The organism is Azospirillum canadense, from assembly GCF_025961225.1.
In the GTDB taxonomy this organism is placed as follows: domain Bacteria; phylum Pseudomonadota; class Alphaproteobacteria; order Azospirillales; family Azospirillaceae; genus Azospirillum; species Azospirillum canadense.
The window spans coordinates 1089542-1115706 of the sequence record NZ_JAOQNG010000001.1 but is presented as its reverse complement, the minus strand read 5'-3'; the positions used below and the strand labels follow the sequence as shown (position 1 = coordinate 1115706).

Genomic DNA, 26165 nt, shown 5'->3' with positions numbered 1-26165 from the left:
AGGCTAGGTTCTCACACAATTTGGCGAGATTACCTCGGACATGCTAGGCACTGCCCGTTCGCGCCAGGAACCTTTATTGGCGAGGAACGTATTGATCCCGCACATTCGGGAGGCTTCATGACTTGGCCCAAAAGGAAAAGACCGGCTGGAGCACTCCAACCGGCCTCGAATCTCTTTTGCGGGAGTGCATGGCGGAAGGCCTGCGATGAACCGTGGTATTCACCCCTCCCTGAGGCCGCAGCAGGCGGTTCTTCTTTGTCCTTACGTAGGCGTTTCCGTCCCTCAGCAGATGTTGTGTTTCTTTCGGCGCTGCTGTCCCGCCTGATATGGACAATACTCTTTTGTCCCTTTCGGGGGAATCCGGCCAATCGCACTAGCGGGGCAATCTTCCCGCATACACCCAACGATCGAATGGTTTCTCCAATGGGTAGTGCCAAGGTCCATGGCACGGGACGGCGGGCGCTCAGCGCCATCGCCCTGGCCATGGCGTTGGCGGCTCCGACCGCGGCGATGGCCGGCGCCGGAGACGGCACGGTGCGCGCGCTGGAGGCGCTGGCCAGCAAGGGCAGCGCCCGCGCGCAGTATGAGCTGGGCCTGCGCTACGAGGCCGGGAACGGCGTGAACCGGGACGAACGGCTGGCGCTCTCCCTCTATTGCCGCGCCGCACGGCAGGACTATGCGGAGGCGGCCTATCGGGCCGGCCGCATGCACCTGGCCGGCAAGGGCACCGTCTCGCGCGACGAGGATCTCGGCCGCTCATGGCTGCGCCGCGCCGCGCTGCTGGGCAACGAGGAGGCCCAATCCTACGCCCGGGGTGGCAGCGCCAAGGCGAAGGTGCCGGACCGCTGCGAGCCGCCGAGCATCCGCTGGGGCGTCATCCGCATGCCACCCAAGGAAGTCCGCACCATGGTCACCAAAATGGCGCCGACCTACGGACTCGACCCCGAACTGGTGCTGGCGGTCATCGCGGTGGAATCGGGCTACCGCGTCGACGTGGTGTCGAACAAGAACGCCATGGGGCTGATGCAGTTGATCCCCGAGACGGCGGAGCGCTTCGGCGTGACGAAGCCGTTCGACCCGGAGCAGAACCTGCGCGGCGGCATGAAGTACCTGCGCTGGCTGCTCGCCTACTTCGACGGCAACGTGTCGCTGGCGCTGGCCGGCTACAACGCCGGCGAAGGAGCGGTCCTGCAATACAAGGGCGTCCCGCCCTACCGCGAGACGCAGGATTATGTGGAGAAGGTCCGCAGCGTCTACCCACGCCGCAGCCACCCCCACGACCCCAGCGTCGTGCGCTCCGCCGGCCTCGTCACGGCCAAGCAGGAGGAGGTCGCCGAACTGGGCATTTCGCCCAAGGGCCGTGCCACCGCGAAGCGGTGACAGGGCTCCGACACGACAACGGCCCGCCGAAAGGCGGGCCAACGTGACAACGGCAACCCGCCGAAAGGCGGGCCACCCCGAAATCTCACCCCGAAACGACGACGGCCCGCCAAAAAGGCGGGCCGTTGCTCGTTCATGCCGGAGGATGGCGTCCCCTAGGGGATTCGAACCCCTGTTACCGCCGTGAGAGGGCGATGTCCTAGGCCTCTAGACGAAGGGGACCTTCATCGGGCGATGCGCGTACTGTCAGCCAACGAGTGGCGTCCCCTAGGGGATTCGAACCCCTGTTACCGCCGTGAGAGGGCGATGTCCTAGGCCTCTAGACGAAGGGGACAGTCTTTCGTCGTCTGACGACGTGGCGTCGTCGGCGTGGGCGGGTTTTTAGCGAACCCGCCCTTCCCGATCAAGCCTTTTCTGACAGGTTCCTTGCGATTTTCAGAAAGCCATCCACGGCGGCCTGCGGCGTGTCGAAAGCGGTGACCAAGCGCAGCAGAGTCCCGTCCCAGCGGTAGAAGCGGTAGCCTGCCGCCTCCAGCCCGTCGGCCACGGCGGCCGGCAGGCGCACGAAGATCTCGTTGGCCTCCACCGGGAAGGCCAGTTCCGCCCCCGGCAACGCAGCAAGGCCTTGCGACAGCCGCTCGGCCATGGCGTTGGCGTGGCGCGCCAGCCGGAGCCACAGGTCGTCGGCCAGCCACGCGTCGAGCTGCGCCGACAGGAACCGCCCTTTCGACACAAGATGGCCTGCCCGCTTGCGCAGGAAGCCGAAATCCTCGGCCAGGGCGGGGTTGAAGAAGACCACCGCCTCCGCCGCGAGGCAGCCGCCCTTGGTGCCACCCAGCGCCAGCACGTCGACGCCCACCTTCCAGGTGACGTCGGCCGGCGCGCAGCCCAGCCGGGCGATGGCGTTGGCGAAGCGCGCGCCGTCCATGTGCACCGCCATGCCGTGGCCGTGCGCCACGTCGACCAGCGCCGCGACCTCCTCCGGCCGGTAGACGGTGCCGGCCTCGGTCGCCTGGGTCAGGCTGAGCGCCGCCGGCTGCACCCGGTGCACGACGCCGATGCCGGCCTTGCCCAGCGCCGTGGTCAGCGCGTCCGAGTCCAGCTTGCCGCCCTTCCCCGCCAGCGGGACCAGCTTGGCACCGTCGGTGAAGTTCTCCGGCGCGCCGCACTCGTCGGTGTTGATGTGGCTCTCGTCATGGCAGTAGACCGCGCCGTAGGGGGGCACCAGCGCCGACAGGGCCAGCGCGTTCGCCGCCGTGCCCGTGGCGACGGGGAACACCGCGACCTCCGTCTCGAAAATCTCGGACAGGCGGCGCGTGACGTTGTCCGACCAGGGGTCGTTGCCGTAGGGATCGGCCGACCCGACGGAGGCGGCGGCCAGGGCGTTGACGACCTCGGGGGCCGCGCCGGCGACGTTGTCGCTGCGGAAATCGTAGCGTTGGGATTCGGGGCTCATCGCGAACTCGTTGCCTTCCCGGTGGTGACCGTGGTGGAGATGGCGCCGGAGCGCGGATCCATCACATAGAGCCGGTCCACGCCGTCGGGAATGGTGACGCGGAAGACGACGCGATTGCCGACCGCGACCGGATCGCCCATGCGCGTGCCCGGCGGCAGGTCGAGCCCGACCTCCTCCGTCCGGCCGGCGGGGGTGGTCGCGACGCGGTCAGGGTCGGCATTGGCGCTGGGGTTGGCGCTGGGGTTGGCGCCAGGGTTGCCCCGGCTGGGATCGTTCATGCGCTTGTAGAGTTCGACGCCGATCACCGCGAAGCCGGCGATGATCAACACGCCCATGATGACGACGAGTGCCTTGAGGAACTGCACGGTTTGGGGTCCACTCTCGCGCGAATGTAAGGAGTTGAGCCGAACGATGCCCGAGCGCACCGTCAACAGCAACCACTACACCCACGAGATCCCCGCCGAATCCGGCGGCGACCGGCTCGACAAGGCGCTCGCGGCGGGATTGCCCGGGCTGTCGCGCTCGCGCGTCCAGGCGCTGCTGGAGCAGGGCTGCGTGCGCGAGGGCGGGCGGACGATAACGGACCCCTCCCTCAGGGTCAAACCCGGCCAAACTTTCGACGTTTTCGTCCCCGAAGCTGAACCTGCACAGCCGGAAGCCCAGGACATCCCCCTGGACGTGATCTATGAGGACGAGGACGTGCTGGTGATCGACAAGCCCGCCGGTCTGGTGGTCCACCCCGCCGCCGGCAACCCGGACAACACGCTGGTGAACGCGCTGCTCGCCCATTGTGGCGACAGTCTGTCGGGCATCGGCGGCGTGAAGCGGCCGGGGATCGTGCACCGACTCGACAAGGACACCAGCGGCCTGATGGTGGTCGCCAAGAACGACCGCGCGCACCACGCGCTGACAGAGCAGTTCTCCGGCCGGTCGCTCAGCCGCACCTATCAGGCGCTGGTCTGGGGCGTCCCCTCGCCCAAGGAAGGGCGGATCGAAGGCAACATCGGGCGCAGCAACGCCGACCGCAAGAAGATGGCCGTGGTCGCCCACGGCGGAAAGCACGCCGCCACCCGCTACCGCGTGGTGAAGGCGTATGGGACCGCCATGGCGCTCGTCGAATGCGTGCTGGAGACCGGACGGACCCACCAGATACGCGTGCACATGGCGCATATCGGCCATCCCGTCGTCGGGGATCCGCTCTACGGCAAGGGCCGCTCGGGACGCGCCGGGGGTCGCCACGCCTCCACCCTGCCGGAACCCGTCCGCGGCTTGTTTGTTGGCTTTCCCAGGCAGGCGCTGCACGCGGTCGGGCTCAGCTTCGTGCATCCCGCCGGGGGGGAACAGGTGCGCTTCCAGACCAGTCTACCCCCGGATATCCGGGATTTGATCCATACCTTAGAATCACTATAAAACTCTATGCCCCCGCGCAGAAGTCGGTTATTCTTCGCGTTAACAGCCACCAACGCTCAAGCTTCCCATCCGGAAACGATCGTGGCGGCGCAGCACTGAAGAACGGTCGGGTGCCCGGCAGAAGGCACGAACAACGACCGTCGGAGAGGGTCAATCATGGCGACACTATCCAGCGTTCCGGTCATCAGTTCCGAAAGCAATCTCTCGCGCTACCTCCAGGAAATCCGCAAGTTCCCCATGCTCGCGGCGGAGGAGGAGTACATGCTGGCCAAGAGCTGGCAGGAGCACGAGAATTCGGACGCCGCCCACAAGCTGGTGACCAGCCACCTGCGACTCGTGGCGAAGATCGCCATGGGCTACCGCGGCTACGGCCTTCCGCTGTCGGAGCTGATCTCCGAGGGCAACGTCGGCATGATGCAGGCGGTCAAGCGCTTCGACCCCGACCGCGGCTTCCGGCTGGCCACCTACGCCATGTGGTGGATCCGCGCGGCCATCCAGGAATACATCCTGCACAGCTGGTCGCTCGTGAAGATGGGCACGACCGCCGCGCAGAAGAAGCTGTTCTTCAACCTGCGCCGCCTGAAGGGTCAGATGCAGGCCATCGAGGAGGGCGACATGTCGCCCGAGCAGGTGCGCCACATCGCCACCACCCTTGAGGTGCCGGAGCAGGACGTCGTCAACATGAACCGCCGCCTGGGCGCCCCCGACCATTCGCTGAACGCGCCGCTGCGCGCCGACAGCGAGGGCGAGTGGCAGGACTGGCTGGTGGACGAGACGGCCAACCAGGAAATCTCGCTGGCCGAGAGCGAGGAACTGGGCAAGCGCCGCAAGCTGCTGGCCCACGCCATGGAAGGCCTGAACGAGCGCGAGCGCCACATCCTGGTGGAACGCCGGCTGCGCGACAATCCGACCACGCTGGAGGACCTGTCGCAGAAATACGGCATCAGCCGCGAGCGCGTCCGCCAGATCGAGGTCCGCGCCTTCGAAAAGCTTCAGAAGGCCATCAAGAACGCCGCCCTGGAGCAGAAGCTAGCGGGGTAACGGCTTTCTATCCCCTCTCCCAGCCCCGCTGGGAGAGGGGATTTTTCCGCCTACGCCGGCTCCTCGCCCGGCGCGAAGCCGCCGGAGTCGTCGAAGGTGTCGCCGGCGACGTCCGGTCCCCATTCCTGGACCAGGCCGACCTTCACCTGCTTCAGCGCGCCGACGCGCTTTTCCGCCCGCATCACCTCGAAGTTCGCCACAGCCGGCGGGATGCCGTAGTAGAGCGCCCAGCCGATGGCCGCCGCCCCGTACATGATCAGCCACGCCAAGGGATCGGCGAAGATCTTGCCGGCCGCGGTGATGGTGTGGTTGTGCTTCCACAGGTCGATGGCGTAGGGCATGCAGCCGCAGAAGTTCAGCCCGCCCACGGTGATCGGCGCCGACTTTTCCGGATCACGGTCGGTCACGTAGGCGACGATGGTCGGGATCATGCCGACCCCGAACAGGATCGAGGTGGGCAGCACCACCAGCCCTGCCGGGATGATCAGCAGGATCAGCGTCAGCATGCTGCCTTTGCGTTTCCGCTTTTTCCCGCCGCGGGCCATGCGTGCTCCCCAAAAACGTAAAAGGGCAAACCGTCAGAAGGCGAAGAACAGGATGATGCCGGCCACCAGCAGGGTGGACAGCAGGCTCGACGCGATCGCGGCCACCTGTCGGCCGGTCGATTCGATGATGGTTCCGCGGTCGGCGATGGTCTGCCGCAGCTTGTTGATCTCCGCGTCCGCCTCCCGATAGGCGATCTGGGCGGCCTCGAACTCCAGCTTGTCCTGGCGCAGCGCTTCCGGATCGTCGACGATCTTCAGCAACTCACCCAGCCGGCCGTTGTGGGCGGCCCCGTCGGCCTGCTTGCGCACGGTCTCCTGATGCGGGCGGCTGTGGAAGCGCCGGAAGGCGGGCTCCAGCAACGCAACCACCCAGGTCGCGAGATGCGACAGGGAGTCGGTGCCGGTGCGCGCCTGCACGTCGGCCAGGATGGTCAGCATGGCGATCACCCGGCGCATCGGCTCCACGCTGGAGCCGAGCTGGGTATAGAGCAGCTCGTCCGTCCGCTTGTGCCGCACGGCCAGGAAGGCGGCAATGTGCCGGTCGATGGGATCCTTGTGGCGCTCCCCACCCGCCCCCACCCAGTCGAGCGCGCGCAGCAGTTCCGCCGGGGAGGTCGGGATCTGCTTGCCGACCAGCGGGCTGAGGCAGGGCATGGTCGGGTTCATCTCGTACAGCACGCGCTCCACGCCCAGCCCGTGCGCGGTGCGGTCCAGGAAGGCGCGGATCTGGTCGAAGTTCTGCACCATCGGCACGAACTCCGGCTTGAAGTCGCTCTGCACGTTCACCCAGAACATGGGCAGCTGGTTCGCCAGCACCTCGGCCACCGGCTGCGGCGACTCGCCCCGCAGGAAGGCGTCGGCCAGCATGGCGCCGATGCCGTCCGGCATGATCGCCTTGCCGCGGTAGCGAATCGGGGCCGTGGGGTCGAGCGCCATGCCGACGCGGGAGACCAGCCGTTCCGACATGCTGCCGGCCTTGCCGGTCGAGGCGGTCTGGATGGCGTTGCCGACCGCCTCCGCCCGCGCGTCGTCGCCCATGGAGCGGCGCAGCCACTTGTCCAGTTCCCCGCCCTCAATCACGGTCGAGGCGGCGGCGACGTGCTTGGCGAAGGCGCGGGCCAGCGTGCGGCAATGCCAGTATTCCTGCCCCTGGAATTCCAGCGGCCGGGCGGCGCGGCGCGGCACCTGCGGCTGCTTCGGGCTGAGCCGGCGCCCGGCGACCCAGAGGTCGAGGTCCTGCAAGGTCCAGCGCTGCTTGGGGTCGTCCACCAGCAGACCGCGGATCACCTCGTTGATGGCCAGCGGCAAGCGCATCTGCCCGACCAGCGCCGGGTAGGACCCGCGCTCGATCTTGGCCTGGAGGATTTGCTCCTCGTCCAGATGGGCCACCGGGTTGCGGCCGAGCAGGAGCAGCAGAAGCGTGACGCCCAGCGAATAGAGGTCGTCGGCCATCGTGCCGTTGCCGCGGCCGGCCGGGGCCGCCATGCCCCGCTCCACCGTCTCCAGCAGCACCGGCTGGCCGTAGCCCGGCGGCGTGGACACGCATTCGCCCAGCATCAGCCCGCCGGACGCGAGGTCGCGGTAATAGAGGTTGCTCGGCCGGATGGCGCCGTGCACCACGCCGCGGCTCGACAGCTCCTTCAGCGCGGGCACAAGCGGGTGGATGATCTGGCGGGTCAGGTGGTCTTCGGGGATCGGCTCGACGCTGTCGGTGATGCTGTTCATCAGCCGACGGCCGGCCGGCCGTTCGAAGATCAGGCAGAATCGCCGCCCATGGTCGGCGGGCCAGTCCACCACGCCCCAGTCGAGCAGGCGCATGTGCACCTGATTGTCCAGGCTCGACACGGTGGCAGCGACGTCGGTCCGCGGCAGGGTCGCGCCGTGCCCGATGACGGCGAAGGGCTCCGCCCGCTTGTCGCGCTGGGAGCGCGCGGTGTAGGCGTTGCCGCCCACCCCGTTCAGCACCTGAAGCGGCGCGTTGGGCAGGACCTCGTACCGCTCCCCCAGCCGGACGGGGTCGGCGTTGGCCATCATCCGTTCCGCGGCCGCGGCGGTCATGGAGTCGGATGGCATGGCGAGCGTGTCCCCGGAGCCTGCGAGCGTGTGCGCGCATTAGGAGGCGCGCAAAAGGCAAACAAACCCTTAACGTGCGAGAAGCAAGCATCCCCTCTCCCGCCGGCGACGGGAGAGGGGTGAACTTGCCTCAATCCTGGAACGGGTCGTTCATCAGGATGGTGTCGTCGCGCTCGGGGCTGGTGGAGAGCAGAGCGACCGGGGCCTGGATCAGCTCCTCCACGTGGCGGACGTATTTGACCGCCTGGGCCGGCAGCTCCGCCCAGGAGCGGGCGCCGTGGGTGCTGTCCTTCCAGCCCTCAAAGGTCTCGTAAATCGGCTCGACGCGGGCCTGGGCGCCGGCGTTGGCCGGGAAATAGTCCAGCTCCTGCCCGTCCAGGCGGTAGCCGACGCAGACCTTGATCTCGTCGAAGCCGTCCAGCACGTCCAGCTTGGTCATGGCGATGCCGTCGATGCCACCGGTCTTCACGGCCTGGCGGACCATCACGGCGTCGAACCAGCCGCAGCGGCGCTTGCGGCCGGTGACCACGCCGAACTCCTTGCCGCGCTGGCCGATCAGCTCGCCCACGTCGTCGAACAGCTCCGTCGGGAACGGGCCGGAGCCGACGCGGGTGGTGTACGCCTTGCAGATGCCCAGCACATAGCCGACGGCGCGCGGGCCCATGCCGCTGCCCGCGGCGGCGTTGCCGGCCACCGTGTTGGAGGAGGTGACGTACGGGTAGGTGCCGTGGTCGATGTCGAGCATCTGGCCCTGGGCGCCTTCGAACAGGATGCGCTTGCCGGCGCGGCGCAGCTCGTCGAGCGTCTTCCAGACGACCGACGCGTACGGCAGCACCTGCGGGGCGATCTCGCGCAGCGGGTCGAGCAGGTCGGCCGGCGTCATCTCCGCCGCACCCAGGCCGCGGAGCAGCAGGTTGTGGTGGGCGAGCAGCGCGTCGACCTTCTCCTTCAGCACGGCCTCGTCGGAGAGGTCGCACAGGCGGATGGCGCGGCGGGCGACCTTGTCCTCATAGGCCGGGCCGATGCCGCGGCCGGTGGTGCCGATCTTGCCGGCGCCGCGGGCCTCCTCGCGCGCTTTGTCCAGGGCGCTGTGCACGGGCAGGATCAGCGGCACGTTCTCGGCGACCAACAGCGTCTCGGGCGACACCTCGACGCCCTGGCTCTTGATCGCCGTGACTTCGCGGATGAAGGCCCAGGGGTCGAAGACGACGCCGTTGCCGATGACCGACAGCTTGTTTTGCCGAACCACGCCCGAGGGCAGCAGGCTCAGCTTGTACGTCACGCCGTTGATCACCAGCGTGTGGCCGGCGTTGTGACCGCCCTGGAAGCGCACCACCACGTCGGCCCGGCTGGACAGCCAGTCGACGATCTTGCCCTTGCCCTCGTCGCCCCACTGGGCGCCGACCACCGCCACGTTGGCCATGTGTGTCTCCGCAAAAAAGTACGCTGTCAAAAAAAGCCCGTCCCGGCCCCGCTCGGGCCGAGGGATCCGGGAACGACTACTCCAGCGCCGTCACCGCGCCGTCGGCCAACCGGTGGCCGCAGCCCAGGCGTCGCGCCTCCTCCGCCGGGTCGGCCGCCGGGGCGAGCCCGACCACGGTGACCCAGCCCTCGGCGCGCAGCTTGCCCGCCGCGGCCCAGGACGTGCCATGCGGCACATAAACGCGCTTCTTCGCGGCCGGTGCCGGAACGGCACGCAGCAGCGTGTCCATGTAGAGCGTGAAACCGGTCGCCGGCTCGCCCTGTTCCTCTTCCCCGGTGCGACCCCCGGCGCGGTAGCGCCCGCCCGCCCCCAGCTCGCCGCGCACGTCGCGCGCGAACAGGGTGAAGCTGAGGCCGGTCTGGTACTCGAAGCCGCGGTGCTCCACCAAATCGACGGTGATGACCAGGTCCGGCCGCGCCGCGCGCAGCAGGCGCAGCGCGTCGGTCAGGCGGCGACGGTCCTTCTCCGCCTCTTCCGGCAGCGGCAGGGAGGCCAGCACCTGCATGGCGCGCTCCGCCGGGCCGGAGGCGGTCATCAGCGTCTGCAGCAGCGTCGCCGCCGGCCCGCCGACCGCCGCCACGGCGGCCGCGTCCTTGCGGTCGAGCGCCGCGCGCAGGCGGGCCGTCTCCTCCTCGGCAAGGCCGAGGCCGCGGCAGACCAGCGGCACCATGGTCGGCACGCAGAGGTCCACGGACAGGTGCTGCACCCCGACGCCTTCCAGCGCGTGGGCGGCCAGCAGGATCACCTCGGCGTCCGCCTCGGCCTCCAGCGGGCCGATCAGCTCAACGCCGACCTGGGTGAACTGCCGTTCGGGGCGCAGCTGCGAGCCCTTCACACGCAGCACCTGGCCCGAGTAGCACAGGCGCAGCGGGCGCGACTCGTTCTTCAGCCGCGTGGTGGCGATGCGGGCGATCTGCGGCGTGATGTCGGCGCGGACGGCCATCATCCGCTGCGACAGCGGGTCCATCAGGCGGAAGGTCTGCTTCGCCATGGCCGCGCCGGAGCCGGACAGCAGGTTGTCCTCGAACTCCACCAGCGGCGGCTTGACGCGCTGATAGCCGTGCGCAGTGAATTCGGCCAGCAGGCGTTCCACCGCCGCCGCTTCATGCGCCGCTTCGGGCGGCAGCACGTCGTGCAGGCCAGCGGGCAACAGGGCGGAGCTTAGGGGATCAGCGGGCATGGCCGGCGTCGTCTCGTCAAAAAATGGGCAAGGGCCGACGCACCGCGGTCGAGGCGAACGTCGGACACACGGTGCGCGTCAATACCCCAGCCCCATGTCCCATGCAAACGGAAAAGCCCCGCGGGGCGTGCCCGTCTCCTCTGCGCGCACGTCAGTCGCCTCGGGCGGCCGGGGGTTATCCGCCTGCGCAACCTTTGAAAAACGCCGTTGAATTCGACCGAAAAATGTTCGATTCCTGCGTGCACATACCCCGCAATTTCGGGGACCCCACTATCGGGGACAAGACGCGATGGCCGCCCCCTCCGCCAGCTTCGAGGTGCAGATCTACAAGGTGGACCACTGGGTCCTCGACTGCCGCTTCGACGTCGAGGCGGAGGCAATGTCCTATGCCCGGCGCATCCTGTCCGGCGGCAAGATCGAAGGCGTGCGGGTCGTGCGCGACTGGCGGCGCCCCGACGGGCGGCACGTGGAAACGGAAATCCACGTCGAGTTCCGCGCCCTCTCGCGAACGGTCGCCGTGGCTCCGCTGGACGAGGCGCCCCCGGTCTGCACGACCGTCGGGGATGTTTACGGGGTGCAGTGCCGCATGGCGATGAACCGGCTGCTGCGCAACTATGTGGAACGGGCGGTCGTCACCCCGACGGAGGTCCTGCACAACCACGCGGAACTGACCCGGCTGCTGGGAACCGACAGCCTCGTCACCAGCGCGGTGGGGCGCGTGGCCGTCCTGCAGGCGGAACAGGGCGCCGGCGACGGTCGGAGCCGCCGCGAGGCGCTGAACGGGCTGCTGGAGTCGGTCCGCGACCGCGCACAGCGCGCCGCGACGCGCAAGGACCTGCCGGCGCTGACCTCCACCGGCTTCCGCCCGATGTTCGACCAGCTGAACTCCCGGCTGCCCGCGGAGGAACGCGACTTCCTCGCCCGCGTCGTCTTGTCGCGGGAGCTGGTGCAGATGCGCAACTGGCTCGCCAAGCTGGATTTCCTCGGTGAACTCGTGCGCGAGGGCGGCGGCCTTGCCGACGGGCCGCTGATGGTCGTGGACGGAGTCATCGCCGACGTGATGGGCGCCCCCTCCGTCGCGCAGGAACTTCTGGGGATGCAGGGCAGCCTGGCGGAGGCGCTGTGCAACCTGATCGACCTGGCGCGCGGCCGGCTGGCCCCCGGCGGCCGGGCGGAGGACGACCGCGCCGTCCACCTGAACGAGCTTCTCGCCTTCCACGACCTGGACGAGACGCGGCTCGTCATTTTGGACCTGGTGCGCCGGCAGCTGAAGGGCACCCAGCCGCTCTACCGCCACGATCCGGGAAAAGAGCGGGAGGCCTTCCAAACGGTCCTTGGGAGCGTGCTGTCCCCCGACGGAGTCGTGGGCGGCGGCCCGATGGCGGAGGCGCTCGTCCTACGCTGCCTGCGCTTCCTGGAGGCCGGCGGGGCCACGGGACGCCGGCAGGCCATCGCGGAGGCCACCGCCGCGATTCGCAGCGCCAACGACCGCGTGCGTTTCCTGATCGCGCTGGCCGAAACGGAACTGGGGCGGCAGCACGCGGACGACATCGGCGGGGCGCTGGCGTCGCTGACCGGCGACCCGGCGGACTTCGACCGCTTCATCGACCGCCGCCTGCCGGTGCGGGAGAACCTGGAGACGCTGACCCTTCTCTATTCCCAGATCGTCGAAGCCCCGCTGCCGGAGGATCGGCGCCGCCGGTTCGCCGACAACCTGGACCACATGCTGGTCGCCTACATCCTCCACAGCCGGGTGGTGGAGCAGCTCGACAACCCCGGCGACCCGCTGCGCCACCGCGCCAACCGCCTGATCGGCCTCTGCGCGCCGGGCACGCTGCGCAGCCGCCGGGCGCTGGACATGGTGCGGCGGCGCGTCGTCGACCATCTGCGCCAGCCCAACTTCGAGCACAAATACGTCGAGGACCTGCCCGACCGCACCCAGCGGCAGCTCGCCCTGCGCGAGTTCTACCGCCTGCTGGGCGAGGCCGGGTTTACGTGAGTTCAAGCGCTTGAACCCCCTCTTTCTGCTCTGCAGGGAGAGGGGGCGATAGCCGCTTACTTCACCAATTCGGCCTTCACGGTGGCGAAGGCCCAGTCGAGCCAGGGAAGCACCGCTTCCATGTCCTCGTTCTCCACCGTGGCGCCGCCCCACAGGCGCAGACCCGAAGGGGCATCGCGGTAAGAGCCGGCGTCGAAGGCGGCTTCCTCCGTCTCCAGCAGGGTGGCGAGCTTCTTGGCGAAGGCCGCCTGGGCTTCCGCGCTCAACGCGGTGACGTCCGGGTCGGTGAAGCGCAGGCAGATCGCCGTGCAGGAGCGGATGGCCGGGTCGGTGGCGAGGAAGCCGGCCCAGGGGCTGGCCTCCGCCCACTCCGCGACGATTCGCAGGTTCTGCTCCGACCGGCGGACCAGCTGAGGCAGGCCGCCGATGGACAGGGCCCAGCGCAGGCCGTCGATGGCGTCCTCCACGCAGAGCATGGAGGGGGTGTTGATGGTGTCGCCGACGAAGATGCCGTCGATCAGCTTCCCGCCTTTCGTCAGGCGGAAGATCTTCGGCAGCGGGCGGTCGGGCTGGAAGCTTTCCAGCCGCTCCACGGCGCGCGGGCTCAGCACCAGCATGCCGTGCGCGGCCTCGCCGCCCAGCACCTTCTGCCAGGACCAGGTGGCGACGTCGATCTTCGACCAGGGGATGTCCATGGCGAAAGCGGCGGAGGTGGCGTCGCAGATCGACAAGCCCTGGCGGTCGTCCGGGATCCAGTCGCCGTTCGGCACCCGCACGCCCGAGGTCGTGCCGTTCCAGGTGAAGACCACGTCGCGGTCGAAGTCCACCTGCCCCAGGTCGGGCAGTTCGCCGTAATCGGCCTGGAGAAGGCGCACATCGGGAAGCTTCAGCTGCTTGGTGACGTCGGTCACCCACTCCTTGCCGAAGCTCTCCCAGGCCAGCATGTCCACGCCGCGGGCGCCCAGCAGGTTCCACAGCGCCATCTCCACAGCGCCGGTGTCCGACGCCGGCACGATGCCGATTCGGTAGTCGCCGGGAATGGCCAGCACCGCGCGGGTGAGGTCGATGACCTCCTTCAGCTTCGCCTTGCCCGGCTTGGACCGGTGGGATCGGCCGAGCAGCGCCCCGTCCAGGGAGTCCAGCGACCAGCCCGGCCGCTTGGCGCAGGGGCCGGAGGAAAACAGCGGGTTCGACGGCCGGCGGACGGGCTTCATGGAGGCACTACTCCCCAAAATGCGGGATGGAAGACACGCGGCGGACGATACGGGCACGCCCGCCCAACCGTCAATTATCCCCGCACGCGCAGCAGGGTCGCCTGGATGTGGCGAATTCCCGCCGCGTCGCAGATGTAATAGCAGACGGCCACGCGCCCGTCGGCCAGCACGGTCGCCCAGGGGTAGCCGGTGTCGGGCGACGGCGCGTCGTCGCGGATGACCACCTCCGGCGCGTCGTCCAGCGACCCTTTGTACGGGTCCCAGACACGGGCGCGCACGCCGTAGGGCTTGTGGCGATAGCCGTAGACGACCAGCAGCCGCCCGTCGGGCAGCGGACAGGCGTCGTAGGGATGGCCGACCACCGCGCTCTGCTCCCAGGGCTCCCAGGTCTCGCCCAGGTCGCGGGAGACGGAGGTGACGAGGTGGTCCTTCAGCCCCGTGGTGCGGTGGAAGGCGATCAGCCGCCCATCCTCGGTCAGGTGCAGCGCGGTCTCGCAGAAGCCGGCTTTGCCGTCGGCATCGCGGGCGATGGTGCTGCGCAACTCCCAGCTCTCGCCCCGGTCGCGGGAGACGAACAGGTAGCTGGTGTAGGGTCCGCCCGTGTAGGTCGCCATCAGCAGCGTCCCGTCCGGCGCCTCCACGGCCCGGCCGCGCACCGCGCCGCCCAGCATCGGCCGCACGCCGGGGATGATTGGGCCCTGGTCGGGGAGCTCCGGCAGGTAGCGATGCGGCGACCAGTGCCGGCCGCCGTCGTCGCTGAACCGCGTGGTGCCGCCCCAGAACAGGAAGAAGGTGCCGCTGCTGTCCGGGTTTCCCAGCAGGTGCACGCCCTTCTCACGCAGCCGGGCGCCGTGGCGCGCCGACATCGGGTACCAGGAGAAGCCGCCCATCAGGATGCGGCCGGAGCGCAGCACCAGCAGGTTGGCGTCCTGGTCCCCCGCCTCCGGATCCGTGGGCAGCGCCCGTGGCTCGCCCAGCGGCTCGAAATCGGCGGAGAAGCGCTGCATCACGAGGTGGGAGCGCGAGTCCACATGGTCCACGCTGTCGAAGTCGCCCTTCCCTTCCGTCGGCTCGCCGTGCAGCCAGCGGTGGTCGCGGGCGCGGCGGAAGGCGACCAGCACCGTGCCGTCGGTCAGCGTCGCCGCCGAGGGAAAGGCCGCGTAGAAGCGCCGGTCGCTGTAGACGACGCGATGGGAGAGAATGTCGAGCATGGTGCCTGAACCTGAACCGCCGTAACCTGAACCGCCGTCTGGCGCCCCCGAGGTCCGGGCGCGACCCAATGTCCCTTGTCCGGCGGCTTGGATGAAGGATTCCTTTACGGTCTCCATGATCCCTTGATAGTCACATGGGCTTCCCAGAAGACGACACCCCGGCCATGACCGAATCGACCACCGTGAACATCCCCTATGGCCGGCACCGCGAGCGCAGCGACCTGTCGCAGGTGCTGCCGCTGACGACGCCCTTCTCGCTCTTGATCGACCCGTCCAATGGCTGCAACTTCCGCTGCGTCTTCTGCGCCACCGGCTCGCCGGAGTTGCTGAAGGAGGTGGGACGGCCGCGCGGATCCATGAAGTTCGACCTGTTCCGCAAGATCGCGGACGACATCGCCGCCTTCGACGCGCCGATCAAGTCGGTCCACCTCTACAAGGACGGCGAACCGCTGGTGAACCCGCGCGTGGACCACATGGTCCACCTGCTGAAGGCGCGCGGGCTGGCCCGCCACGTGGAGATGACCAGCAACGGCTCCCTGCTGACGCGGGAACGCGCGGACGCGCTGCTCGCCGCCGGGCTCGACGCCATGCGCGTGTCGGTCTACGGGGCCAGCGACGCCATGTACAAGCGCGTCACGCGGCGATTCGACAGCTTCCAGACCGTGGTGGACAACGTTGCCTACCTGCACCGCCGCAAGACGGAGCTGGGGCGCAACTTCCACCTCCATTGCAAGATCATCAATGTGGAACTGACGGCGGAGGAGCGGCAGACCTTCATCGACACCTTCGGCCCCATCAGCGACAGCCTGTTCGTCCACCCCGTCCACGGGCAGGCGCTGGCGGAGGAGAGCGCCTTCGCCGCCGCCCCGGACACCGGACGCAAGGTCTGCTCCGAACCCTTCCTGAAATTGGCGATCAACTTCAACGGGGAGGTGTCGGTCTGCTGCGCCGACTGGGCCATGGGCACCATCGTCGGCAACGTGGCCGAGGAGCCGCTGATCGACATCTGGAACGGCGAGCGGCTGCGCGACTTCCGCCTGAAGCACCTGGGAGGCCGGCGGGACGAGATCCCGGCCTGCAACGGCTGCGCCTACGTCCAGACCCTGCCCGCCGACAACAACCTGGACGGCTTCGCCGCCGACCTGATCGGGAAGTACCGGGCGACGGTGTGAGCTGCCTTACGGTCGCCGTCCAGCGCGGAACGGCAGGGCGGGCGCACCCTCCCCTTTCGGTGCCCCCGCTTCCACCGGCGCGTCGGACAGCAGGTCCTTGATCATCACGCTGAGGGTGTCCTCCTGGCTCTTCTCGGCTTGGTCGAGCAACTGGGCGGTGCGGTCCTGCCAGGGCAGTTCCAGCCCGCCGAGGCCCCGCACCGACCCGCGCAGACCGATGCCCAGGGCCTTCATCAGGTCGTAAAGCGTCGCCTCGCCCAGGTCGCGGGTGACGACCCAGGAATCGCGGGTGGTGTGGGCCACCCAATGGGCGTCGCGCAGCTGCTCCAGGATGCCGTCGATCAGCACCGTGCCGACCGGCACCCGCCCGACCAGCGTGCGGCGGCGCAGGCCGACGCCCAGGCGGCTGGCGTCCATCAGCTCGTGCAGCACGGCGAGCGCCAGCCCCAGCCTCTGCGCCGGCAGCAGCCCCTCCGGCCCCCCGCGGGTGATCTTGCCGGCCCGCCATTCCGGCAGCGACGCGGTCACCACCGCGCCGAACAGCACCGTGGACCAGGCGATGTACAGCCAGAACAGGAAGATCGGCACCGTGGCCAGCGCGCCGTAGATGGTCTGATAGGCCGGGAATTCCTTCATGTAGAGGGCGAAGCCGGCCTTCGACGTCTCCAGCAGCACCGACGCGATTGCGCCCCCGCAGGCGGCGTCCAGCCAGTAGACGTCGCGGTTCGGGATGATGATGTAGAGAAGCGTGCAGCCGACCAGCTGCAGCAGGAAGGGCAGCACGGCGCCGATCCCCACGAGCGGGTCGGCGTAGCTTTCCAGATGGGCGATCTGCAGCACCGACCACAGCGTGCTGGACAGCGACAAGCTGGCGCCGGCGAACAGCGGGCTCAGCGACACCACGGCCCAGAAGGACAGGATGCGCGTGACGTAGGAGCGCGGTTCCCGCACCCGCCAGACGGTCGCGAAGGAGCCTTCGATGGTCCAGATCAGCAGCACCGCGGAAATGGCGAGGCCCAGGATCCCGAAGACCGGCATCTGGCCGGCGTTCGCCATGAAAGCGGCAAGGTATTGCAGGATGGCGTCGCTGTTCTCCGGCACCAGGTTCTTGAACAGCAGCGTCTGAATGCGCGATTGCAGCGCGTTGAAGGCCGGGAAGGCGGAGAAGATGGCGAAGCCGATGGTCATCAGCGGCACCAGCGCCAGCAGCGAGGTGTAGGTCAGCGACGCCGCGGTCTGGAAGCAGTTGTCGTTGTAGAAGCGCATCGCCGAATAGGCGATGAAGCCGCCGACCTCGCGAATCCGCCGAAACGGGCGCAGCAAGGTCCGAGAGAGCCCTTCAGATTCGGCCATGCGCGACCTCCCGCCTTGGTTTGACCGGACCGGTCTTTCGTGTAGGATGCGGCCAACTTTTCAAAGCATACTCTTGATTAACGAGGTACGGATGTCCAACCCGAAGCCGCTCATGGACGGCAAGCGCGGCCTGATCATGGGCGTGGCCAACGATCGTTCGCTCGCCTGGGGCATTGCTTCCACCCTGGCGCAGCACGGCGCCGAGCTGGCCTTCACCTACCAGGGCGACGCCCTGTTGAAGCGCGTGAAGCCGCTGGCCGAGCAGGTCGGGGCCAAGCTGGTGCTGCCCTGCGACGTGACCGACGAGGCCAGCGTCGACGCGACCTTCGCCGCGATCGAGAAGGAGTGGGGCAAGCTGGACTTCGTGGTTCATGCGATCGCGTTTTCCGACAAGAACGAGCTGGACGGCCTCTACCTCAACACCACGCGGAGCAACTTCCTCCGCACCATGGACATTTCCTGCTATTCCCTCGTCTCGGTGGCTCAACGCGCCGTGCCGCTGATGAAGGACGGCGGCAGCCTGTTGACCCTGTCCTATTATGGCGCAGAGCGGGTCATGCCGCACTACAACGTGATGGGCGTCGCCAAGGCCGCGCTGGAGGCCAGTGTTCGTTACCTGGCTGTCGATTTGGGCGGGCGGAACATCCGCGTCAATGCCATCTCGGCGGGTCCCATCAAGACGCTGGCGGCCAGCGGCATCGGCGATTTCCGCTACATCCTGAAGTGGAACGAGCTGAACGCCCCGCTGAAGCGCAACGTCACCATCGGTGAGGTCGGCGGCGCCGGCCTGTTCCTGATGAGCGACCTCGGCTCCGGCGTGACCGGCGAAGTCATGCATGTGGACTCCGGCTACCACACGGTGGGCATGGTGGCGGTCGACGCGGCGTCGGAGGTGGCGCAGCTCCTCGGCTCGCTCGGCGGCAGCACGGCCAAGTCCGAGTAAACGCAAAAGTCGCGGGCGCGCAACGAATGGTCGGCGCGCCCGCGATTTTTGATTGTTATAGACACTGAAGCTACTTTTGCTGGTGCGTGCTGCCCGTTATCCTCCGCCCCTTGAGCGTGGCGTGGAGTGCGGTGTCAATGCGAGCCCGGCGGCAATCGGATTCGGTGTCCCCGATCCTGGAGCAGATCCTTTATGGCGGCTCCAGCGTGTCGATGAACCTGATCGGCATCACGCGCTCCATTCCGGAGGAGCAGCGACTGTTCCGCGCCCAGGGGCTGAACAAGGCGATCCTGTTCAAGTACCCGAACTTCGACGAACGCGCCGACGACTACGCCAACCCCATCCTGGACGATGAGGACGAAGACGACATCGGCGCCCGGCCGGTGGAAACTGGCATCTACGTCCCGCACAGCATCGACGCGCCGGAGGCCGGCGGCCTGGCCATCTACCTGCGCTCGCGCAACAGCGACGTTCTGCTGGCGGAACAATTCGGCGTCTCGGCGGGCGGCGGCAACGATTCCGCGGCCGATCTGCGAACGCTGTCGCTGATCGACAGCGTCCCCTCGCTCGACCCCTTCCTGCTGAAGGCCTGTTTCGAAGCCGAAAAGGTTTCCGTCGACGCGCGCCACTGGCTGATCAGCGACGCGGAGGACCAGCAGCTGCGCCGATTGATCCGGCTGCGCATCGAACCCATCGTGCGCAAGGCCATCGAGGGCGGCACCGCCAATTCACAGAGCATCGAGCGCTTCCTGGAGGCGATCTGGAACCCCGAGCTGGAGGAAGCCGGCCTGTTCGTCTCCGCCTTCGGCATCGAGCGCGGCGAGGCGGACGCCATCTTCAGCGCCTGGAAGGGCACGACCTTCTACGAATACCAGTTGCGCCGCATCGCGCCGCGGGCGCGGACCATCCTGAACTGGCTGAAGTCGCGGGAGTGCATCCCGGTCGACATCCGGATGCACAAGCCCTACGAGACGCAGCTTTTGATGCACATCGAGAAGGTGGGCAAGCTGCTGGAAACCACGCTGATGGACATCCGGCAAATCCTGTCCGACTACGAAACCAGCTTCAGCGCCTTCATGAACGGCGAGCCGGAGCCGTTCCGCGACTATCTGCGCAAGATCCGCAGCCATTATTGGCTGCTGGGCTACTGCGTGTCGGCCCTGACCAGCGTCGCGCACCTGGACGCCCGCTGCATGAAGAACAACCCGAGCCGCAAGCTGTACTTCGAGATGATCCACAAGCTGCTCCGCCAATTCGACGTCGCGCTGGATCGCCGCCGCGAGCAGAAGGGCGCGTTCTGACGGGCTCGGAAATCGCTGCGCTTGACGCTGTGCCGATTTCCGGCAACTAAATGCCCGCCAGAACGCTTTTTGGGGAACATCATGGCCGGCAACAGCTTCGGAACGCTTTTCCGCTTCACCACTTGGGGCGAAAGCCACGGCCCGGCCATCGGGGTGGTGGTGGACGGCTGCCCGTCGCTGCTGGACCTGAGCGAGGCGGACATCCAGCCCTGGCTGGACAAGCGCCGGCCCGGCCAGTCGAAATACACGACCCAACGGCAGGAGCCGGATCAGGTCAAGATCCTCTCCGGTGTGTTCGAAGGAAAGACCACCGGCACGCCGGTCTCGCTGATGATCGAGAACACCGACCAGCGGTCCAAGGACTACAGCGAGATTGCGGGCAAATTCCGGCCCGGCCACGCCGACTACACCTATTGGAAGAAGTACGGCATCCGCGACTATCGCGGCGGCGGCCGTTCCTCGGCCCGCGAGACGGCCTGCCGCGTCGCGGCCGGCGCCGTGGCGCGCAAGGTGCTGGGGGCTGGGATCCAGGTGCGCGGCGCGCTGGTGCAGATTGGCTCGCATAAGGTGGACCGCAGCCGCTGGGACTGGGCGGAGGTGGACAACAACCCCTTTTTCTGCCCCGATCCGGTCGCCGCGGCGGAGTGGGCGACCTACCTGGATGGCATCCGCAAGAGCGGTTCCTCCATCGGCGCGGTGGTCGAGGTGGTGGCGTCCGGCGTGCCGGTCGGGCTCGGCGACCCGCTCTACGACAAGCTGGACGGCGATCTCGCCCGCGCGATGATGACCATCAACGCGGTGAAGGGCGTGGAGATCGGCAACGGCTTCGAGGCCGCCACCCTGACCGGCGAGCAGAACGCCGACGAGATGCGTGCGGGTCCGGCCATCAATGGAGAGCCCGGCGAGCCGGAGTTCCTGTCGAACCAGGCCGGCGGCATCCTGGGCGGCATCTCCACCGGGCAAGACGTCGTGGTACGCTTCGCGGTGAAGCCGACCAGTTCCATCCTGACGCCCCGCCACACGGTGAACCTGGACGGGCAGGACACCGACATCCTGACCAAGGGGCGCCACGACCCCTGCGTCGGCATCCGCGCCGTGCCGGTGGGCGAGGCGATGATGGCCTGCGTGCTCGCCGACCATCTGCTGAGGCACCGCGCCTACACGCGCGAGTAGTCGGCCTCTCCCTTCGAACGGAGAAATCCGCTAACCTGCGCCCATCGAAGGTGTGGGAACGGAGTTGGGAGCGATGGGCGGGGCTTGGCGCAGGGGGTTGATCGTCGCGGGCGCAGTGCTGGCCATCACGAGCGCCCTGCCCCGCCCAGCGGCAGCGCAGGCCCCAGCCGCACCGACCGCCTATCGCGAGGTCACCGAGACCTTCAAGGACTGGAAGCTCTACTGCCAGGTGTGGAGTGCGCCGAAGCGCCTGGAATGCGAACTCGGGTCACGGCCGGGCAGCGACCGCCGCTCCCGCCTCGTCTGGCTGCGCTCCAGCGAGCGCTGGCTGGAGGGGCTGCGCTTTCGCCTGGACGACGCGGGGATGGATCTCGGCAAGAAGCTGCGCGTCTGGGTGGACGATTCGGTGTTCCGGCCGGAATTCCCCTGCCAGCTCTTCGCGTTCGAATCGAACACCTGCGCAGTGTCCGACCCGGCCACCAACCAGAAACTGGTGGAGAAGCTGCTGTCCGGGAAAGAGGTTTCCGCCGTCGGCGTGTCGCCGGCCGGGATCAAGTCCGAGGTCCGCTTTTCGCTGAACGGCTTCAAGGCCGCCGTGGAGCGCATGGAGCAAATCCGGCGCGAGGCGGGCGGCGCCTGGATGTAACGTTCCGATACCGAAACGGGCCTACGTAACGGACGCGGGCCGGTTGGCCCACGTCCGTGAACGGCTTCTTACTGCGTGCCGGCGCGTTTCGGGTTGGTCAGCGATTCACGCGTCGGCGACTGGCCGAGACCCGGCTCGTCCGGGGAAATCGCGCGGCTGTCCAGCCCGCCTTCCCGCACCGCCGCCGATCCGCCCGGCCCGGCCGGAGGCACGACGGTCGTCGAATTGCCGGAGGTGGAGGCGCTGGGCGTGCCGCTGCTGCCGCTCGTTGCGGAGCCGGTTCGGTTGTCCATGCCGGAGCAACCGGCCAGCAGCAGCGTGGCGACGGCGGTGGCGATCATCATGTGACGCATGGTTTCGTTTCGCTTCCCTGGGTTCGTGGGCCGCTCCGCGCGTGCGGGCGGCGCGTTGACGTTCCCCCGACAACCAAAGGCCGTCCGGAACGTTCCCCAGTGGATGTGCGATTCAACCGTTGCGCGACGCCACGGAATGGCCGAGGCGCTCACGCTGCCCCTGGATCACCCTCGACTTTGGCGTATTTCTTCTTGGCCACGTCGAGCGTCGCCAGAAGCTGCTTGCCCGTGGCCCCGCCGTCTCCGCTGACGCGGGCGTTCATCACCGCCTTGATGGCGTCCACATGCGCCTTGAACAGCAGACGCTCGTTGTCGGTCACCGCGGTGAAGGAGCCGTGCGTCGCCTCGTACAGGGATTTCGCGACGTGCGTGATCAGCGGATAGCCGAAGATGCCGCCCTGACCGCGCATCTCGTGGGCCGACCGGTTGATCTGCGCCACCAGCCCCGGGACGGCCGCCGGCTCCGCCCGCAGCCGCTCGACACGGCGGGCCAGTTCGTCCACCTCCCCCGCGATCCAGGTGGCGTAATCGCCGGCGCGGTTCTGAATCTCCGCCTCCGCCGCGGCCAGAACCTCGGCCGGCAGCACCGGGACCGGGTCCTTGGGCGCCAATCCCACCTTGGCGCCCAGGCGGTTGGGCAGCTCGAAATGGATCACCGGGTATCGGTCGATCCCCACCGCCTTGGACTTGCTGTGCACCACCAGAATTTCGCTACCGTGCGTCATGCGGCAGTCCATGGCAACCGGCCGCTGGCTGCGCCGCCGGTCCGGCCCGAAATAGCCCTTGGCCAGCACGAAGCGGCGCGGCCGCGCGATGGCCGTCAGCAGGCGGCTGGCGATGATCCCGGCCGAAAATGGCTTGGCGATGAAGTCCGTCGCCCCCAGGTCGCGCGCCTGCTCCACATAATGGCGGTCGGCGGCCCCGGACAGCATCAACATCGGCAGGAAGCGGTCGGGCGACCGCGGGCTGTAGCGCACCCAGCGCAGCAGCATGAGCCCGTCCACCTCCGGCATCACCAGATCCGAAATGATCAGGTCGACCGGCGCCGTGCCCGGCGGCAGGGCCGCGCGGCGTTCCTCAATGAGGCGAATGGCGTCGGCCCCGGTCGGCTCGCCATGGACCGTGCCGACCCCAATCGCCCGCAGGGTCGCGGTCAGCACGTTGCGGATGAACGCGCTGTCCTCGACCACCAGGACCGAGAGGAGGTCGAGCTTCGGCCCGCCCCTGCCGATCAGATCGTTCATCGCCGCAACCGTTTGAGATCCATCGACCCCGTTATTGACACGCCGTGCGGCGCGTTGGCGAGCATGAACTTATGGTCTGGCCGCAGGTCAGGCTTTGCTCCGACTCATGGCGCCGCTAGGCTGGCGCAAAAGACCGTTCACGAAAATCCTGAAGGGAGACCCACCGCGATGCCGCAGCCCGATCACGTCATGGCCCTGCCGCTGTCTGAGACCCCGGACCTCGACCCGGAAATGGCGGCGCTGTTCGACAAATGCGTGGAGAAGCTGGGCTTCGTGCCCAACGTGCTGCAGGCCTACAGCCTGCGCCCGAAGAAGCTGCGCAATTTCGCCATGCACTACAACGAACTGATGCTGGGCGAGAGCGGGCTGTCGAAGCTGGAGCGCGAGATGATCGCGGTGGTCGTCTCCTCGGCCAACCACTGCTATTATTGCCTGGTCGCGCACGGGCAGGCGGTGCGCAAGCTGTCCGGCGACCCGGAGTTGGGCGAGATGCTGGCCATGAACTACCGCGCCGCGCCGCTGGAGCCGCGCCAGCGCGCCATGCTCGACTTCGCCTGGAAAATGACGAAGGAGCCCTGGACCATGGGCGAGCCCGACCGGCAGGCGCTGCGCGACGCCGGCTTCAGCGACGCGGACATCTTCGACATCGCCGACACCGCCGGCTTCTACAACATGTCGAACCGCGTCGCTTCGGCGGTGGACATGATGCCCAACCGGGAATACCACAAGCTGGACCGTTAAAGCCCGCCCTGTAAGCCCGCCCGCAAACCGGAGCCGCCCGGATGTTGAGGTTCATCGTCCGCCTGTTCGCCGCCATCGGCTTTCTCGTGGTCGCCGCCATCGTGGCGGCGGTCGTGCTGGTCACCCGGCACGAGCCGACCCTTCCCGACAACGTCGTGCTGGAACTCGACCTGAAAGGGCCGTTGGCGGAAGGCGGGGCCGAGCGTTTCGGCGGCTTCCTCGGGCACGAGACCACGCTGCGCGAGGTGCTGGACACACTGGAGCGTGGGCGGACGGACCCGCGCGTGAAGGGCCTGCTCGCCCATTTCGGCGGCGACGGCATCGGCTTCGCCCAGGCGCAGGAGCTGCGCGGCGCCATCGAACGGTTCCGCGCCTCCGGCCGCTTCGCCATCGCCTTCGCGGAGGCCTACGGCGACAGCGGTTCCGGCAACCGCTCATACCTGCTGGCCAGCGCCTTCGACGAGGTGTGGCTGCAGCCGCTGGGCCTGCTCAGCCTGACCGGCCTGTCCGCCCAGGTGCCCTTCGCCCGCGGCGCGCTCGACAAGCTGGACGTCCAGGCTCAGTTGATGCAGCGGGAGGAGTTCAAGAGCTTCGCCGACACCTTCACGAAGACCGACTTCACCCCCGCCCACCGGGAGATGGTGGAGGCGCTGCTCGGCGACCTGACCAACCAAGTCGTGGACGGCGTCGCGAAAAGCCGACGCCTCGCCCCGGCGGCGGTGCGGGCGGCGATGGACAAGGCCCCCCTGCTCGACAAGGAGGCGCTGGACGCCAAGCTGGTCGACAAGCTGGGCTATGCCGACGAGGCGAAGGAGGTGGCCCTGCGCCGCGCCGACGCCCCGGCGGACAGCGACACCGTGTCGCCGAAGGAATATCTGGCCGTGGCCGGCCCGGCGAACGGCAGCGGACCGACCATCGCGATGATCCACGCGGCCGGCACCATCACCAGCGGCAAGAGCGACAAGCCCGGCGTCGGCGAGGTCACCGCCGGGGCGGAAACCATCGTCCAGGCCATCGAGGACGCAGCCGAGGATTCCGCCGTGAAGGCGATCCTGTTCCGCATCGACAGCGGCGGCGGCGGCGTCACGGCGTCGGAAACCATCCGCCGCGCGCTGACCAAGGCGCGGGAGTCCGGCAAGCCGGTCATCGCCAGCATGGGCGACACGGCGGCGTCGGGCGGCTATTGGATCGCGCTGGCCGCCGACCGCATCGTCGCCTCGCCTGGCACCATCACCGGATCCATCGGCGTGGTCGCCGGCAAGATGTCGCTGAACGGGCTGTCGGAGCGGCTGGGCGTCCATTGGGGCGTGGTCGACACCGGCCGCAACGCCGGCATGTGGTCGCCGCTGCGCCCCTTCAGCCCCAGCGAGGAGGAGCGGCTGACCGCCATCATCGACGCCAGCTACGCCACCTTCCTGGGTCGCGTGGCCGAGGCGCGTCACATGACGCCGGAGCAGGCGCGCGCGGCCGCCAAGGGGCGCGTCTGGTCGGGCGCGCAGGCGCGGGAGCTGGGCCTCGTGGACGACCTCGGCGGGGTGGACGCGGCCCTGCGGCTGGCGAAGCAGGCGGCGAAACTCGACCCCGACGCGGCCGTCACCCTGAAGGCTTATCCCAAGCCGAAGTCGCTGCTGCAGGAAATCCGGGACCTTGCGTCGGGCAAGGGCGATCTTGTGGAGACGGCGGCCTTGCTGGCCGAACTGCGGCCGGTTCTGGGGCAACTGTCGCCGCTTGTGCAGGCGGCGCGTTCCGGCGGCGTGGAAGCGCGGATGCCCCCGATGATGCTGGATCGATGAACGAACGGACGTCCGTGTCCGGCTCAAACAGAGCAGCGCAAGCAGAGACGGCTGAAGGAACCGTGAATGTGCGACGACGCGGCGGCGCCCCTTCCCGCCGTACGAGCAAGGAAGGGGGCGGCGCAGCGATCGTCAATGTCGCGTGGACAAGCTGGCAGAATACAACAGGAACAACGAATTCGCGTTCAGGCTGCTTTCGCTTTCCAGGTAGCTCTGAAAACCAGGCGAACAGACCAGCCGGGCGATCTCATCCTTGGAGAAGACCGGCAGGAAAGGATTGTTCGAAAGCTCTTCATAGGCAGCCCTCGCCACTAGTCTCAGCTTAGGCGGAATCGCCGTGATATATCGGTCGAGGGCACAGTCGTCCTCACGCTCCATCGGGCGCACTCCTTTCCCACTTTTTTGATGATTAGTGGCTACAGTATAAAGATTGCGCAAACCGCCAAACGCGTAA

The 26165-nt window shown here is 68.2% G+C and carries 23 protein-coding genes and 2 tRNA genes; 11 read left to right on the top strand and 14 right to left on the bottom strand.

What is annotated here, in order from left to right:
* Positions 1 to 423 precede the first annotated feature (423 nt).
* Complete coding sequence (locus M2351_RS05260; RefSeq protein WP_264655081.1) at positions 424 to 1380, top strand: transglycosylase SLT domain-containing protein; 957 nt, start codon at positions 424 to 426, stop codon at positions 1378 to 1380.
* Positions 1381 to 1526: 146 nt separating this feature from the next.
* Here M2351_RS05260 and M2351_RS05255 read toward each other — a convergent pair.
* The 4 genes from M2351_RS05255 to M2351_RS05240 all read right to left on the bottom strand — a co-directional run bounded on the left by M2351_RS05255 (position 1527) and on the right by M2351_RS05240 (position 3201).
* Positions 1527 to 1602, bottom strand: a tRNA-Glu gene (locus M2351_RS05255).
* Between the two features lie 36 nt (positions 1603 to 1638).
* Positions 1639 to 1714, bottom strand: a tRNA-Glu gene (locus tag M2351_RS05250).
* Positions 1715 to 1783: 69 nt separating this feature from the next.
* Entirely contained in the window at positions 1784 to 2836 is a 1053-nt protein-coding gene (locus M2351_RS05245) for a threonine aldolase family protein (RefSeq protein ID WP_264655080.1), read from the bottom strand.
* Positions 2833 to 3201, bottom strand: a complete 369-nt coding sequence (locus tag M2351_RS05240) for a hypothetical protein (protein WP_264655079.1) — start codon at positions 3199 to 3201, stop codon at positions 2833 to 2835. Before M2351_RS05240 ends, M2351_RS05245 begins: the two co-directional genes overlap by 4 nt.
* Positions 3202 to 3247: 46 nt before the next feature.
* Between M2351_RS05240 and M2351_RS05235 the strand changes: the two genes are divergently transcribed.
* Both M2351_RS05235 and rpoH read left to right on the top strand, forming a co-directional pair.
* The gene (locus tag M2351_RS05235; RefSeq protein ID WP_264655078.1) at positions 3248 to 4246 is read left to right on the top strand and encodes an RluA family pseudouridine synthase; all 999 of its coding nucleotides are present in this window, start codon (positions 3248 to 3250) and stop codon (positions 4244 to 4246) included.
* Positions 4247 to 4402: 156 nt separating this feature from the next.
* On the top strand, positions 4403 to 5287 hold the full coding sequence (gene rpoH / locus M2351_RS05230; protein WP_264655077.1) for an RNA polymerase sigma factor RpoH: 885 nt from the start codon (positions 4403 to 4405) through the stop codon (positions 5285 to 5287).
* Between the two features lie 50 nt (positions 5288 to 5337).
* On the opposite strand, the gene M2351_RS05225 is transcribed toward rpoH, so the two are convergent.
* From M2351_RS05225 to M2351_RS05210, 4 genes are all read right to left on the bottom strand, one after another.
* A complete protein-coding gene (locus tag M2351_RS05225) occupies positions 5338 to 5793 on the bottom strand; it encodes a hypothetical protein (protein WP_264655076.1) in 456 nt (151 codons plus the stop codon).
* Positions 5794 to 5865: 72 nt separating this feature from the next.
* A complete protein-coding gene (locus M2351_RS05220) occupies positions 5866 to 7905 on the bottom strand; it encodes a protein kinase family protein (protein ID WP_264655075.1) in 2040 nt (679 codons plus the stop codon).
* Between the two features lie 130 nt (positions 7906 to 8035).
* On the bottom strand, positions 8036 to 9328 hold the full coding sequence (locus M2351_RS05215) for an adenylosuccinate synthase (protein WP_264655074.1): 1293 nt from the start codon (positions 9326 to 9328) through the stop codon (positions 8036 to 8038).
* A gap of 76 nt (positions 9329 to 9404) precedes the next feature.
* Positions 9405 to 10568, bottom strand: coding sequence for an ATP phosphoribosyltransferase regulatory subunit (locus M2351_RS05210; protein ID WP_264655073.1), 1164 nt, complete (start codon positions 10566 to 10568; stop codon positions 9405 to 9407).
* A 289-nt stretch (positions 10569 to 10857) separates the two neighbouring features.
* Here M2351_RS05210 and M2351_RS05205 point away from each other — a divergent pair, with 289 nt between their 5' ends.
* Positions 10858 to 12567: a hypothetical protein gene (locus M2351_RS05205; protein ID WP_264655072.1), complete on the top strand. Its 1710-nt coding sequence runs from the start codon at positions 10858 to 10860 to the stop codon at positions 12565 to 12567.
* A gap of 56 nt (positions 12568 to 12623) precedes the next feature.
* Here M2351_RS05205 and M2351_RS05200 read toward each other — a convergent pair whose 3' ends face one another.
* Positions 12624 to 13781: a phosphoserine transaminase gene (locus M2351_RS05200; RefSeq protein WP_264655071.1), complete on the bottom strand. Its 1158-nt coding sequence runs from the start codon at positions 13779 to 13781 to the stop codon at positions 12624 to 12626.
* A 74-nt stretch (positions 13782 to 13855) separates the two neighbouring features.
* Entirely contained in the window at positions 13856 to 14992 is a 1137-nt protein-coding gene (locus M2351_RS05195) for a sialidase family protein (protein WP_264655070.1), read from the bottom strand.
* A 164-nt stretch (positions 14993 to 15156) separates the two neighbouring features.
* Here M2351_RS05195 and M2351_RS05190 point away from each other — a divergent pair, with 164 nt between their 5' ends.
* The gene (locus M2351_RS05190) at positions 15157 to 16164 is read left to right on the top strand and encodes a radical SAM/SPASM domain-containing protein (protein ID WP_264655069.1); all 1008 of its coding nucleotides are present in this window, start codon (positions 15157 to 15159) and stop codon (positions 16162 to 16164) included.
* A 6-nt stretch (positions 16165 to 16170) separates the two neighbouring features.
* Here M2351_RS05190 and M2351_RS05185 read toward each other — a convergent pair whose 3' ends face one another.
* Positions 16171 to 17517 (bottom strand): YihY family inner membrane protein, encoded by a 1347-nt coding sequence (locus M2351_RS05185; protein ID WP_264655068.1) that lies wholly within the window; start codon positions 17515 to 17517, stop codon positions 16171 to 16173.
* A gap of 91 nt (positions 17518 to 17608) precedes the next feature.
* Between M2351_RS05185 and fabI the strand changes: the two genes are divergently transcribed.
* The 4 genes from fabI to M2351_RS05165 all read left to right on the top strand — a co-directional run bounded on the left by fabI (position 17609) and on the right by M2351_RS05165 (position 21580).
* The gene (gene fabI, locus M2351_RS05180; protein WP_264655067.1) at positions 17609 to 18460 is read left to right on the top strand and encodes an enoyl-ACP reductase FabI; all 852 of its coding nucleotides are present in this window, start codon (positions 17609 to 17611) and stop codon (positions 18458 to 18460) included.
* A 164-nt stretch (positions 18461 to 18624) separates the two neighbouring features.
* Positions 18625 to 19761, top strand: a complete 1137-nt coding sequence (locus tag M2351_RS05175) for a hypothetical protein (RefSeq protein WP_264655066.1) — start codon at positions 18625 to 18627, stop codon at positions 19759 to 19761.
* A gap of 81 nt (positions 19762 to 19842) precedes the next feature.
* Entirely contained in the window at positions 19843 to 20934 is a 1092-nt protein-coding gene (gene aroC / locus M2351_RS05170; RefSeq protein WP_264655065.1) for a chorismate synthase, read from the top strand.
* Between the two features lie 73 nt (positions 20935 to 21007).
* On the top strand, positions 21008 to 21580 hold the full coding sequence (locus M2351_RS05165; RefSeq protein ID WP_264655064.1) for an invasion associated locus B family protein: 573 nt from the start codon (positions 21008 to 21010) through the stop codon (positions 21578 to 21580).
* A 68-nt stretch (positions 21581 to 21648) separates the two neighbouring features.
* Here M2351_RS05165 and M2351_RS05160 read toward each other — a convergent pair whose 3' ends face one another.
* On the bottom strand, positions 21649 to 21933 hold the full coding sequence (locus tag M2351_RS05160; protein WP_264655063.1) for a hypothetical protein: 285 nt from the start codon (positions 21931 to 21933) through the stop codon (positions 21649 to 21651).
* A gap of 149 nt (positions 21934 to 22082) precedes the next feature.
* On the bottom strand, positions 22083 to 23177 hold the full coding sequence (locus tag M2351_RS05155) for a response regulator (protein ID WP_264655062.1): 1095 nt from the start codon (positions 23175 to 23177) through the stop codon (positions 22083 to 22085).
* A gap of 168 nt (positions 23178 to 23345) precedes the next feature.
* Between M2351_RS05155 and M2351_RS05150 the strand changes: the two genes are divergently transcribed.
* Together M2351_RS05150 and sppA are read left to right on the top strand one after the other, a co-directional pair.
* A complete protein-coding gene (locus M2351_RS05150; RefSeq protein ID WP_264655061.1) occupies positions 23346 to 23918 on the top strand; it encodes a peroxidase-related enzyme in 573 nt (190 codons plus the stop codon).
* Positions 23919 to 23959: 41 nt separating this feature from the next.
* Positions 23960 to 25711, top strand: a complete 1752-nt coding sequence (gene sppA / locus M2351_RS05145; protein ID WP_264655060.1) for a signal peptide peptidase SppA — start codon at positions 23960 to 23962, stop codon at positions 25709 to 25711.
* A 132-nt stretch (positions 25712 to 25843) separates the two neighbouring features.
* Here the strand turns inward: sppA and M2351_RS05140 are convergent, their stop codons facing one another.
* A complete protein-coding gene (locus tag M2351_RS05140) occupies positions 25844 to 26089 on the bottom strand; it encodes a hypothetical protein (protein WP_264655059.1) in 246 nt (81 codons plus the stop codon).
* Positions 26090 to 26165 lie beyond the last annotated feature (76 nt).